The organism is Sporosarcina jeotgali, assembly GCF_033304595.1.
Taxonomy (GTDB): Bacteria; Bacillota; Bacilli; order Bacillales_A; family Planococcaceae; genus Sporosarcina; species Sporosarcina jeotgali.
Map to the genome: position 1 here is coordinate 2,254,193 of NZ_CP116341.1, position 12,624 is coordinate 2,266,816.

Below are 12,624 nucleotides of genomic sequence, written 5' to 3' on the forward strand. Positions count from 1 at the left end.
TTTACTAAACTCATTTATAGGTCTGGATACTTTGCGCCCGATCACAATTGATAATAAGACAGCCACAGTAATGGAAATGAAAACCATCACAATTGCAGATATGCTGTTGGCCTGCAGTTGTGACGGTTCCTTTTTTATCAATGAACCCTGTAGAAGTGCAGTATCTCATAACAAGTAGGCTCTTCTTAACGACAATGTATTGATGTTCATACTTCAGTATTTATATCACAAAATACTGATAGAAATCAGTTGCAAAATAACATACAAAACCGTCTCCGAATTACCGGAAACGGTTATTTGATAGTATCGAGTTTGTTGGATACAAAATTTATGTCTTCTTTAAGGAGTTCCAGTAGATTGGGTCTGCGCCTGACAGCTAGAGGATGATAGGCTGCAGTTGTTTGGTATCCCCTTACGTCATGCCATGATCCCCGTAATCCTTTCACATCCACTTCCGGATCTGTGAAGAAAGATTGTACAGCTACATTTCCCAAACATACTACAAGTTCAGGCTTTTGGCTGGTCAACTGCTCTTCCAAATGACGGATACAAATGGAGCGGACTTGTTCTTTATCATATTTCCGTACAGGCCTTCTTTTTAAAATATAGGTGATATAGATTTGTTTCTGACATAAACCTGCTTCGTGGATTGCTTGCTGTAAAGTCTGCCTTGTGCCGCAGACCATCGAATTCCCTTCTTTATATTCTCGCGCGCCCGGATTATCCAGGACGATCAAAATGGGGGCATGCGGATTTCCTTCTCCCCAAATCATTCGTGACCCTTGTTGATAAAGTCCGCAGCATTGACAATCGATCTGGCTCTCAGGCGTTGGATCTTCTGCCCACAGTTCCGGACAAAATTCATTCATTTTATCATCCTCCCAGATGTTCAGGATTCCCTTGTTTGGCTGAAACATTCAGGGTGGGATGTGGAACTGTGGGTATCAGTTGAAGGTTATGAGCGCTTTTTGTGATTTATGATCGCTCTTGTTGGGTTATGATCACATTTCAATTTTTATGAGCGCATTTCCACGTTTATGAGCATAATCCCAGATTTATGAGCTTTTTTCCTGATTTATGATCACATTCTAAGATTTATGAGCGCTTGGCGCCTGAAGCTACGCAAAATAAAACACCGTCCACTCGGGATGGTGTCGCAGCCGTATAAAAAGTCTAAATAGAATTGTTAATGGTATGGATTATGAACTTCTCATGTTAATTTTACTTTATAGAATTAACATGAGAAAAATGATGAGTCTTGCCCTTTATTCTGACACTTCGTCTTTCCATTTGTTCAACTTCTCCATTACGAGATCATATGTTTTTTGTGAAATCTCGGGAAGCTCTCCGCCTAAAGCTTTCTTCGCTTCATTAAATCCTTCTTCAATTGCATTCTTTAAAAGATCAAACTTACTCTTGTCACCGCCAGAAATCGCATTGGCAAAGTCGACTATGCTGTCACTGAGCTTTTCAGGACTAAGCGGGCCTCCTTCGCCAATTGCTGTTTGTGCTTCTAAGCGGGCTTGTTCGTCCACGACGACTTCTTTTTTCCCGCTTACTGCATCTTCCATATTAATCCCTTGTCTTTCAAGCAGCTGACGAACTAAATTCATCAGGTTTTCATGAACTTTCTCACTCTCCGCTTTTAGCCGGTCAATTGTCGGCATATCCGGCTTAGCCATGGGCTTCTCATACACGACGCTTTTTTCTTGCTGAGAGGGTATATACTGATCAACCTGTTTGTTAGCTATTGATTCGTTTGTCTTTACCGTATCCTCTTTTTCTTTAGCCGTTTTTTGCATATGCGTTTGGGGCTTATTGAAAGCTGCTTGATTCGGTGTGATTTTCATAGTACATCCTCCTCTTTTGATATCGAGCTATTTTAATAGTACATCGGTCACGATGTGTTATTTTAAATAGAATGGTAAAAAACCTGACAGAATATAAAGCGTTGGGGAATAGTCTTCCTTTGTACAATACCCTTTCGCTCCATCGTAAACACCCAATCTCATTTAACATACTGCTTATGATTAGTAAGGAATGGATGAATGCTTCTTGATACTTCCCTCTCTTAAGTGAGTCAATTGAATACCTTAAATTTTTTCTTTCGCTATTCAAGTTCACCATTTTTAGTTTAACGCTAAATTAACAAATAATACAGATGATTTTTTTATTTTATTAGTGAGTTCAGATTCTTTGTAGTATCCAATTTTGGGTGTAAACTAATGAGTATATCGATATAAAAGGAGTGTTTTTTATGACAGGAACTATGGAAGGTAAATCAGGTTTAGTCACAGCATCAGGTTCAGGAATTGGACGAGCATCTGCAATTGCACTAGCAAAAGCAGGAGCAAAAGTTATGATTTCTGACGTAAACGAACAAGGTGGACTTGAAACCGTACAAATGATCAAAGATAACGGCGGCGAAGCAGCATTTTTCAAATGTGACGTTAGTGACGAGGAACAAGTCATTGCACTTATCGACAAAACTGTTGAGACATTTGGTAAGCTTGACTTTGCTCATAATAATGCGGGCATTAACAAAGGTCTTGTGCCAATCGGAGAATTGGACTCTAAAGATTGGGACATTACACTTAAAGTAACACTTTACGGTACTTTCTATTGCCTCAAGCACGAAGTCAATGCCATGTTGAAAAATGGCGGCGGAGCGATTGTCAATACAGCATCAGGTGCAGGTCTTGAAGGATCACCAAACATGGCACCATATATTGCTTCTAAACACGCTATTGCTGGTTTAACGAAATCTACGGCATTGGAATATGGTCAAAAAGGCATTACCATTAATTCGATTGCGCCTGGTGCAACGATTACACCAGCAATTGAAGAATGGTCAAAATCAAATCCAGAACAATTCCAAGGCGTTCTTAAATCACTTCCTGGTGGCAAAATGGCAACAGCTGAAGATCAAGCAAATGCCGTTGTCTTCCTCTGCTCAGATCTTGCAAGTTCAATTAGCGGAGTAACACTTGCTGTAGATGGTGGCTTTACTGCAGGTAAAATGCAACAATAATATTTGCAGATTAAACGGTTTATATAAAAAATGGATCAAGCATTATGCTTGATCCATTTTTTCATATTTTGAATAACATCCTATTGAGAAGCAAACAAGAATCCTTCATTAACTAAACAACGAGTCCCCTTTTACTCCATTTGCGCTGAGTCTGTGTTGCTATCACTGTACTGAGCTGATCCCTTACCGCCAGTCTTGGCAATTAACTCATTAAGTTCATTGTACGTGAGTCCGGAATTGGCGTTCTGTCGTTTCACTTCGTCAATATCCGTACCCGCTACCGTGTACTTTTTTTCGGTTTGCACGTTAATTCGCCTCCTCTTCAACAGTATTTACTTTTTTCTAGTTTTTATGAAAGCAATTTTTGTACTTGTGTGTCCTGTGGTCGATTGGTCTGCTTCGTGAGAACTTGAATGGAGCGCTTAGGCTTCAGATTGGAGCAGTTAAACATGTGAATAGAGCGCTTCGCCTTGCGATTAGAGCGGTTATTGAGTGGAATGGAGCGGATGGCCATAGGAATGGAGCGCTTAAGCGTTGGTAATGATCGCTTAGGCCAGTGTCCAGGAATTATCTAATCCAATTTACACAACGAGCTCATCTTATACTTCTCCAAAACAAAAAACACCATCCGAGGGGATGGTGTTTTTTGCTTACTGAAACTGGGTACTGCCGGTCACTTCGTTACTTAGATTCTTCATCCGCATCTTTGGCGTAATTGAACTGAGACGGATCCACTGGCGTAAAATCTTTTGGCGTATAGAATCTTAATAAGTCGCCATTCACAACTTTATCGGAAAGCTGCAATTTAAGACTTGCCTCTTTTTTGAGTGCCTCCGCGTCTTCTAATTGACTTTCATCGAGTGGTAATCCGGTTTTATTGTCATAAAACTTTTCATGAATTGAATCGATTTCAGGACTGATGAAATCACCGTTTCTGAATGGTACAAGCTCATTATGCTCTTCTGATAACAAATCCGAACCAAATTGAACATATTCTTTAGAATCAATTCCTAGTAAATGCAGCAAGGTTGGAAGAAGATCTGTCTGTCCGCCGTAAGTGTGCTTGACATCGCCCTTCATTCCCGGAACGTGTATGAACAATGGGACGCGTTGTAAATTGGCACCTTCATATGGAGTAATTTCTTCTCCCATGACTTTTGCCATCGCTTTATTATGGTTATGTGAAATACCATAATGATCACCATACAGAACAATCATCGAATTATCATATAACCCTTGTTCTTTTAATTGGTCGAAGGCCTGTTTGATGGCTTCGTCTGTATAACGCGCTGTTTGGAAATAGTCATCCACACTGGAATCTCCAGTTTCAGCTTTGTTAATGGTTACTAAGTCTTGGTTCATTGTATATGGAAAATGGTTTCCGACTGTAATAAATTTCGTATAGAATGGCTGCGGTAACGAGCTTAACATACTTTTGGATTGTTCATAGAATGGTTTATCGAGCAAACCATATTCGGCCATGTCTTCTGGTGAGCTCGTGTCAAAATAACTAGCATCAAAGAAGTGATCGAATCCGAATGATTTATAAACTTCGTTCCGATTCCAGAAGCTTCCTTTATTCCCGTGGAAGACAGCAGATGAATATCCATAGTCTTTCAAAATTCCAGGCGCTGCTTGGTACGTATTTTGAGCTTTTGTAATGAACGCAGATCCTTGAGGCAATCCAAATAAAGAATTTTCCAGCATAAATTCTGCATCGGAAGTTTTACCTTGACCTGTTTGGTGGAAGAAGTTATCAAAGTACAAGGTATTTTGATCTTTTGCTAATGCATTTAAATAGGGTGTCACTTCTTCACCGTTCAATTTGTAGTCTATAATGAAGTTTTGGAATGACTCCAAGTGTAAATAGATGACGTTCATTCCTTTTGCAGCACCAAAATAGTCAGCATTTGGTTCAGCATAATTAGACTGAGTATAGTTAAGTACCTCAGATATATCACTGCTGTCCGCTAACGCTCTCTGGGACGTAGCTTTCATCGTTTCTACTGAGTCATAAATCGAATAGTTGTACATGCCTAGATATTTCACAATATAGTTCCGGTCAAAGCCGCGAGTCAATAGCTGCGGGCGGTTCGCTTCAGCAAGCCCTAAATTGATGATGGATACGATTAATGCCACCGCAATAATCGTAATTGGTTTTTTATAGCCAATACGAGTTGTTTGCTTTTGTATTCTTTTCGAGAACCGTAAGTAAACCATTGCGAAAACGTCCACAAAGAACAAGATATCAAAAGGTTTGAGCAGCGTAAGAATACTGCCGCCTAAATCCCCGAAGTTCTGGGTTTGGAAAAGTGTTGGCAATGTAATGAAATCACTAAAGAATCGGTAATACACAACATTGGCATACAGAAGAATGGACATGAGTGTGTATATAATAAGCAGTGCTGTATATTTTCTTGTTCCTTTGAATAAAAACGAAATTCCTAGAAACAGCAGTGCCGATCCCAGTGGATTTAATAGTAATAGGAAGTGTTGAAGAGGTCCTTCCACACCCAGTTCAAATTGTGTGGATTGTGTGATATAGGTCTTAATCCATAACATCAAAACCGCTACTAAATAGATGCCTAAAAAGCCGTTCATAAGAGTACCTTTATGAGTGGTCAGCCTTTTCATTTTTGCACCAGCCTTTCATTTATTTAAATTTATATTTATATTTGCTAAAATCATTACGTTAACTATCAGAAAAATTTCACTTTAAAGCTTCGGTTTTTCCCGTCGCTATTGAATTTTACTCTCCTTTTACTTCAGTGTCAATTTTAAAAACCACAAACCTGCACGGTACTAAAGCGTCAAGATTGTTGTTATATTAATGCATTTGGCGCTGAATAACACTTCTCCAATACAAAAGAAAGCAGATCCTGGCCGGCATGGCTGAGATTTACTTTCTTTTGTTTACTATGGACGCCGTATGGCTTTTACAGGTTGCTGGGGCTTGGAACTAAATGACCTAGAACTAAGACAATGTATGTACTTGGGAGTTCAATAATCTTCCTTACCACTTTCGGTTTGACTAAAAAAGTCAGCTAGCAGACGGTCGTATAGTTTTGTATTTTTAGGTACATTAACCCATTCCTTGTTACCGTCAAATTTCATTTGCAGAGCTCCCGTTTCTGTATTTAGCCAGAACCGGTAATTTCCTTCTTTGTATAAGTGTTTACTATTCTCTATTTGACTCGCTCCCCATAAATCATATTTTAGGACACCAGCGGGTATAGCGGTTGCCGTATATTTAATAGGCACGTTTTTTAGTTAGCGTTTATTTATAATTCTTCATTAAGTTGCATAACAAAATCCCTAACAAGTTTTAAGTTTTCTGCCGACATACAGTCGATCGATTGCAGCAAGTCTTCCCGATTCACTTTTGCTAGGCTAACTTCATCACTATCATCACTATATCATACCAGCAAATTCTCAAATGTTTATGATTTGTAGAGACAGTGCATGCGACGAAGTCATGAATCTACTTATGAGCGATTTGGCAAGTTTATGATCACAATTACATGGTTATGATCGGTTTTACATTTTTATGAGCACAATTAATGAGTTAAGAGCGGTTTCCTTGAGTTATGATCATATTCCGCGATTTATGATCACATTTCCTGTTTTATGAGCGCACGCCTGCTTGCCTGTAGCCAAACTTCCCTACTACGTTACAAACTCCGCCCAAAACAAAAACACCATCCACAAGGGATGGTGTTTTACCATATTTCACTATGGAGACGGTGGGAGTCGAACCCACGTCCAGAGGCTCTAATACGTAAACGTCTACGCGTGTAGTTTTCCTATTTGAGTTCGCGCTGCATTATGCCGGAAGACAGGGCGTCCTGAGCGCTATTTCGGAAATCTCTTCTGGGGAGCCTCGAAAAGCAGCATCCAGCGTATCCCACTTTAGGTTAGCCCTGCAACGCCACATGGGCGATGGTATTACAAGGCAGATTCAACAGCTTACGCTGCGAATGCTAGGTTGTTGTTTGTTTTGCCTGTTATTATTAAGGTCCGTTTCTGACGGAGTCGAGCCTCCGACGCGCAGCTCACGCTTAGACCACCCCTGTCGAATCCGTAACGTCCCCGTTAAAGGGATGTCCGGGAAACGTCTGGAGTCATCAGCAGCCTCCTGCTGATGCTAAGACTATCGGAACTGTATTACTATAACTAGTATACCTCAAAGACCACTGCATATCAATATTGCTGTTTGTCTTTGAACGCCCGCTGCATCTCACGTTTTGCTTCTTTCTCTTTCAAGTCATGCCGTTTGTCGTATAATTTCTTACCTTTACCGACACCGACGAGGACTTTTGCGAAACCATCTTTGATGTACATCTTTAAAGGAACAATGGCAGTCCCTTTTTCCTTCGTCTGCCCGATCAGCGTACTAATCTGTTTCTTATGCATCAGCAGTTTACGAGAGCGAACCGGATCATGGTTAAACTGATTGCCTTGTTCGTAGGGACTGATGTGCATATTGGAGATCCATGCTTCGTTGTTGCGGATGAGTACGAACGCATCTCTCAACTGCACTTTCCCGTTACGGATCGATTTGATTTCTGTACCTTGCAGTACAATTCCTGCTTCAATTGTTTCTTCGATTGCGAAGTCATAATTGGCTTTCTTGTTGACTGCGAGTACTTTGCCTTTGCCTTTTGCCATCGTCATTCACCCTCCCGTGAAACCGAATGGCCAGTTGGCAATCCGGTTCACTTTCTTTTTCTAGGTTTCTGTTTTTTGTTTTTCTTTGCAACACCTTCGTAGAACTTCTTCTTCTGACTGCCGCCTGAACTTTTGGCAGCTGGTTTAGCAGAAGAACTTCGTTTTCCGGAATCACTCTTTTGTCCACTGCCTCTTTGTCCATTCCCCTTCGAATCGCTTGAAGGCTTGTTTCTTGCATGGATCACTTTCGGTGTAGTCTTTCGAGTTCTATGGAACGTTTTCTTCATATCTGCAATTTCGAAGTCAATCGAAGATTCTTCCGGCTTCACAGCAGTTACTCGTACTGTGACTTCATCCCCAATACGGAATTGCTTGCCTGTATGCTCCCCGATCATCATCAATTGACGGTCGTCAAAACGATAATAATCGTCTGTCATATAGCTAACGTGAACGAGTCCTTCAATTGTATTCTCAAGCTCCACAAATAATCCGAAATTCGTAACAGAAGAAATGACGCCATCGAATTCTTCTCCAATTTTATCCAGCATGAATTGCGCTTTCTTCAATGCATCCGTATCGCGTTCTGCATCGACTGCACGGCGCTCCATATCGGAAGTGTGCTGTGCGATTTCCGGTAACTCCGCATCCCAATGTGCAATTGTTTTCCCTGATACGTCTTTTTCAAACAGATACGTACGAATCAATCGATGTACGATCAAGTCTGGATAGCGACGGATCGGAGACGTGAAGTGTGTATAGAAGTCTGCAGATAAACCAAAGTGGCCGAGACTTTCCTGATAATACTTCGCCTGCTGCATTGAGCGTAAAAGCATCGTGGAAATAACAGTTTCTTCAGGAAGACCTGAAATGGACTCTGTAATTTCTTGCAGCGCTCGTGGATGTACTTTGTTGCCGGCACCTTTAACGACGATTCCGAAGTTGGTCAGGAACTCAAACAACCGCTGGAGCTTCTCAGGTTTCGGGTCTTCGTGAATTCGGTACATGAACGGTACTTGCATCCAGTGGAAATGCTCGGCAACCGTTTCGTTCGCTGCAAGCATGAACTCTTCAATCATTCGTTCAGCAACTGTACGTTCAATAATCTTAATCTCTGTTGGCCAGCCTTCACCATCCACCAACACTTTCGACTCTTTGAAATCGAAGTCAATGGCACCGCGATCGCCACGCTTTTGACGTAGGATCTTTGCAAGCTCTGCCATATCAGTCAACATCGGAACGATTTCCGAGTACTTCGCACGCAGTTCTTCATCCAATTGATCTACAATTTGAAAGACATCCTGGTACGTCATCCGATAATCGGAATTAATGACACTTGGATAAATTTCGTGATGCGTCACTTTCCCGTATCCGTCGATCGTCATTTCACACGTGAGTGTTAACCGATCCACGTCAGGGTGCAGCGAACAGATTCCGTTTGACAGTTTATGCGGCAGCATCGGAATCACGCGGTCCGTTAAGTAGACACTCGTTCCACGGTCATAGGCTTCTGCATCCAGTGGGGTATTCTCTTCGACATAATGACTCACATCGGAAATGTGAACAGACAGCGTATGCGTCCCATCCGCGTTTTTCACGAGTGAAATCGCGTCATCCAAATCCTTCGCATCTGCACCATCAATTGTTATTGTCAGTACATCTCGTAAGTCTTTGCGTTTGAACAGATCCGCTTCCTGGATTTCTGCAGGAATTTTGTCCGTCTGCTGAAGTACTTCTGGTGGAAACTCGATTTCAATTCCATGTTTGTGGATGATTGAAAGGATATCGACTCCAGGATCGTTTTTGTGACCGAGAATCTGGACAACCATTCCTGTCGCAGATTTCATATCACTTGGAAACTCAGTGATTTCCGCTACGACTTTATGGCCTTCAATCGCACCTAGGTTATTTCCTTTTGCAATGAAGATATCCATAGGCAGCTTTTTATCATCCGGAATGACAAAACCGAATCCTCGATTGTCTTGGTACGTACCGACTACTTTCGTCGTTTTACGTTCAGCGATCCGAATGATAGCGCCTTCGCGACGATCTCCGAAAGAGCTATTCGCCACTCGTACTAATACGATATCACCGTTCATCGCACCATTGACTTCAGTTGGCGGAATGAAAATATCATCCATTCCTTCAGTTTCCGGTGTTACAAATCCAAACCCTTTTGCATGTCCGATGAATTTTCCGCGTACTAAATTCATCCGTTCAGGAACGCCATAGCGATTCGTTCTTGAGCGAATAATGAGTCCTTTTTGTTCCAAATGGACAAGCATTTTCACTAACTCTTTAAATTCTGCAGCTTGCTCCATACCGAGTAATTCTTGGATTTCCTGTACGGTAAGGGGCTTATAAGAATCATCTTTCATCGTTGAAAGAATTTTTTGTTCCAATTCTTTTTCAAAAGTATCCAACTCTCATCCCTCCTTGTCTAGTTAGTATTGCCTGATTTGGGGTTCATTAATCTTCCCAATCAAGTGACTCCAAAAACTCGAAAATTTCTTCGTGAAGTTCATTTTTCTCAGGACCTAACGTAATTACATGTTTCGATTTCTCGTATAGGGAAATTTTCTTATCTGTGGACTCTGCGTTATCATAGATGATTTGTCCTGAATCCGGGTCAATCACTTCATCATGAGTGGACTGAACGACAAGTAACGGCGCATAAATCGTGTCCACTTCAGCTCTCACGTTCTCGATCAGCTTCTGAAGATCGGTTAGCGATGGCATCGATTTTTCACGAAGTGCCGCCACTTCCGCATCGATGATTTCTTCGTCTTTGCCTTCGAGCTTTTTATATTCGCGGGCGTAATGGAGCACCCCTTCATACATCTGATCTAACGAACGCATCGACATCGGTGCATTCATCGTAACAATCCCCAGTACAGGACGCTCAGCACCTAATTTCAGCGAAAATACGCCGCCTAATGATAAACCGGCTACTGCAATTTGGTTGAATCCAGCGTCTTTTAACTGATCATATGCTTGAATGACGTCTGGCCACCAGTCGTCAGGTCCAGTTGTTATAAGTTCTTCTGCAGGACCGCCATGCCCTTTATAATGCGGTGCAAGGGAAGTATATCCTTTTTTCTCCAAAAAACGGCCAATCATTCGTACGTCTGCAGATGTTCCTGTAAATCCATGCAGTAAAAGCACTGCTCGCTTTCCATGTTCAAAAAAGAAAGGCTTTGCATGAGAAACTTTCATGCGACTTAACCTCCAATCATTACCATGCCAGTTTTGAATAAAAAAGCCTGGCCGTACAGATGGCCAGGCGGAAATTGCTTCTTTTTATATTTTCACGATCGCAATCGCCAGTGCAAAGAACAGCACGGAAAGTACAATTGTAACGCGCTGCAAGACTAGGTCCAGACCGCGTGCCTTTTGTTTGCCAAATAACTGTTCAGCACCACCGGAGATGGCTCCTGACAGTCCTGCACTCTTCCCTGATTGCAGTAAGACAACGACAATTAGTGAAAGTGAGACAATCACGAGCAATGTCATTAATAACGCGTGCATAATGTTCCACCTCCTGAAACAAAACTCAACTACCTTAACAGTTTACCAAACTCTAGCAATAGAGACAACCGCTGATTACAGCAGTTGTCTCTAATTTCTGCTTATTAGTGCTTCAAGTTATAAAATGTTTGTTTGCCAAGGTACTGTGCTGTTTCATCGAGCTGGTCATCGATACGCAGCAATTGGTTATACTTCGCAACACGATCTGTACGTGAAGGAGCGCCCGTCTTGATTTGACCTGCGTTTGTTGCGACTGCAAGATCAGCGATTGTTGTATCTTCTGTTTCACCTGAGCGGTGGGAGATAACCGCTGTGTAACCAGCGCGTTTCGCCATTTCAATTGCATCGAATGTTTCAGTAAGTGTACCGATCTGGTTCACTTTGACAAGAATCGAGTTCCCTACGCCTTCTTTAATACCGCGTGATAATTTTTCAGTGTTCGTTACAAATAAGTCGTCTCCAACAATTTGAACACGTTTGCCTAAGCGATCTGTAAGCAGCTTTGTGCCAGTCCAGTCGTTTTCATCCAAACCGTCTTCGATAGAGATGATTGGGTATTTATCGCAAAGCTGTTCGTACCAATCCACCATCTCTTCAGATGATTTGACAATCCCTTCGCCTGATAGATGGTATTTGCCGTCTTCTTTGTTGAAGAATTCAGAGGCTGCAGCGTCCATAGCCAGCATAATGTCTTCACCTGGTTTGTAGCCTGCTTTTTTGATTGCTTCTACGATTGTAGATAATGCTTCTTCGTTGGATGAAAGGTTTGGTGCGAATCCGCCTTCGTCACCTACTGCTGTGTTCAATCCTTTTTCATGAAGAACCGCTTTCAAACCGTGGAAAATTTCAGCGCCCATACGAAGTGCGTGACGGAACGATTCTGCACCCACTGGCATGATCATGAATTCCTGAATGTCGACGTTGTTATCTGCGTGCTCTCCGCCATTGACGATGTTCATCATCGGAACAGGAAGCTGCTTCGCATTAACGCCGCCCAGGTATTGATACAACGGAATATCTAAGTAGTCTGCTGCAGCATGGGCTACGGCCATAGATACACCTAGAATCGCATTTGCTCCAAGTTTGCCTTTGTTATCCGTTCCATCCAGTTCGATCAAAGCGTGGTCAATCACGACTTGGTCGAGAACTGAATAGTTTTCTTCCAACGCGTCTGCAATGACTTCGTTGACGTGGTCAACCGCTTTTAGCACGCCTTTTCCAAGGTATCGATCTTTGTCGCCATCGCGAAGTTCAACAGCCTCGTATTCACCTGTTGATGCGCCAGATGGTACAATTGCTCGTCCAAATGCTCCACTTTCTGTAAACACTTCGACTTCAACTGTCGGGTTCCCTCGTGAGTCGAGTACTTCTCTAGCTTGAACAAGTGTAATGATTGGCAT

The 12,624-nt window shown here is 42.0% G+C and carries 10 protein-coding genes and 1 other RNA gene; 1 reads left to right on the top strand and 10 read right to left on the bottom strand.

Annotation, left to right across the window (positions count from 1 at the left end):
• Positions 1–293: 293 nt before the first annotated feature.
• Positions 294–869, bottom strand: coding sequence for a uracil-DNA glycosylase (locus PGH26_RS11210; RefSeq protein WP_323691167.1), 576 nt, complete (start codon positions 867–869; stop codon positions 294–296).
• A gap of 396 nt (positions 870–1,265) precedes the next feature.
• Positions 1,266–1,850 carry a hypothetical protein gene (locus tag PGH26_RS11215; RefSeq protein WP_323691168.1) on the bottom strand — a complete coding sequence of 195 codons (585 nt, stop codon included), beginning with the start codon at positions 1,848–1,850 and terminating at the stop codon, positions 1,266–1,268.
• Between the two features lie 407 nt (positions 1,851–2,257).
• On the opposite strand from PGH26_RS11215, the gene PGH26_RS11220 reads away from it, so the two are divergent.
• On the top strand, positions 2,258–3,031 hold the full coding sequence (locus PGH26_RS11220; protein ID WP_323691169.1) for an SDR family NAD(P)-dependent oxidoreductase: 774 nt from the start codon (positions 2,258–2,260) through the stop codon (positions 3,029–3,031).
• Positions 3,032–3,162: 131 nt separating this feature from the next.
• Here the strand turns inward: PGH26_RS11220 and PGH26_RS11225 are convergent, their stop codons facing one another.
• The 8 genes from PGH26_RS11225 to eno all read right to left on the bottom strand — a co-directional run bounded on the left by PGH26_RS11225 (position 3,163) and on the right by eno (position 12,624).
• Positions 3,163–3,336, bottom strand: coding sequence for a hypothetical protein (locus PGH26_RS11225; protein WP_323691170.1), 174 nt, complete (start codon positions 3,334–3,336; stop codon positions 3,163–3,165).
• A 376-nt stretch (positions 3,337–3,712) separates the two neighbouring features.
• Positions 3,713–5,665, bottom strand: a complete 1,953-nt coding sequence (gene ltaS, locus PGH26_RS11230; protein ID WP_323691171.1) for a lipoteichoic acid synthase — start codon at positions 5,663–5,665, stop codon at positions 3,713–3,715.
• 1,098 nt (positions 5,666–6,763) lie between these two features.
• Positions 6,764–7,122, bottom strand: a transfer-messenger RNA (tmRNA) gene (gene ssrA / locus PGH26_RS11235).
• A 109-nt stretch (positions 7,123–7,231) separates the two neighbouring features.
• Complete coding sequence (smpB, locus tag PGH26_RS11240; protein WP_039042535.1) at positions 7,232–7,699, bottom strand: SsrA-binding protein SmpB; 468 nt, start codon at positions 7,697–7,699, stop codon at positions 7,232–7,234.
• Positions 7,700–7,746: 47 nt separating this feature from the next.
• The gene (gene rnr, locus PGH26_RS11245) at positions 7,747–10,119 is read right to left on the bottom strand and encodes a ribonuclease R (RefSeq protein WP_323691172.1); all 2,373 of its coding nucleotides are present in this window, start codon (positions 10,117–10,119) and stop codon (positions 7,747–7,749) included.
• 46 nt (positions 10,120–10,165) lie between these two features.
• A complete protein-coding gene (locus PGH26_RS11250) occupies positions 10,166–10,912 on the bottom strand; it encodes an alpha/beta hydrolase (RefSeq protein ID WP_323691173.1) in 747 nt (248 codons plus the stop codon).
• A gap of 84 nt (positions 10,913–10,996) precedes the next feature.
• Positions 10,997–11,224 (bottom strand): preprotein translocase subunit SecG, encoded by a 228-nt coding sequence (gene secG, locus PGH26_RS11255; protein WP_317936596.1) that lies wholly within the window; start codon positions 11,222–11,224, stop codon positions 10,997–10,999.
• A gap of 104 nt (positions 11,225–11,328) precedes the next feature.
• The gene (gene eno / locus PGH26_RS11260) at positions 11,329–12,624 is read right to left on the bottom strand and encodes a phosphopyruvate hydratase (protein WP_323691174.1); all 1,296 of its coding nucleotides are present in this window, start codon (positions 12,622–12,624) and stop codon (positions 11,329–11,331) included.

Coding starts and splice junctions, on each gene's coding strand:
- PGH26_RS11210 (WP_323691167.1), bottom strand. CDS start 869: ATGAATGAATTTTGTCCGGAACTGTGGGCAGAAGATCCAACGCCTGAG.
- ltaS (WP_323691171.1), bottom strand. CDS start 5,665: ATGAAAAGGCTGACCACTCATAAAGGTACTCTTATGAACGGCTTTTTA.
- secG (WP_317936596.1), bottom strand. CDS start 11,224: ATGCACGCGTTATTAATGACATTGCTCGTGATTGTCTCACTTTCACTA.
- PGH26_RS11220 (WP_323691169.1), top strand. CDS start 2,258: ATGACAGGAACTATGGAAGGTAAATCAGGTTTAGTCACAGCATCAGGT.
- PGH26_RS11250 (WP_323691173.1), bottom strand. CDS start 10,912: ATGAAAGTTTCTCATGCAAAGCCTTTCTTTTTTGAACATGGAAAGCGA.
- PGH26_RS11215 (WP_323691168.1), bottom strand. CDS start 1,850: ATGAAAATCACACCGAATCAAGCAGCTTTCAATAAGCCCCAAACGCAT.
- smpB (WP_039042535.1), bottom strand. CDS start 7,699: ATGGCAAAAGGCAAAGGCAAAGTACTCGCAGTCAACAAGAAAGCCAAT.
- eno (WP_323691174.1), bottom strand. CDS start 12,624: ATGCCAATCATTACACTTGTTCAAGCTAGAGAAGTACTCGACTCACGA.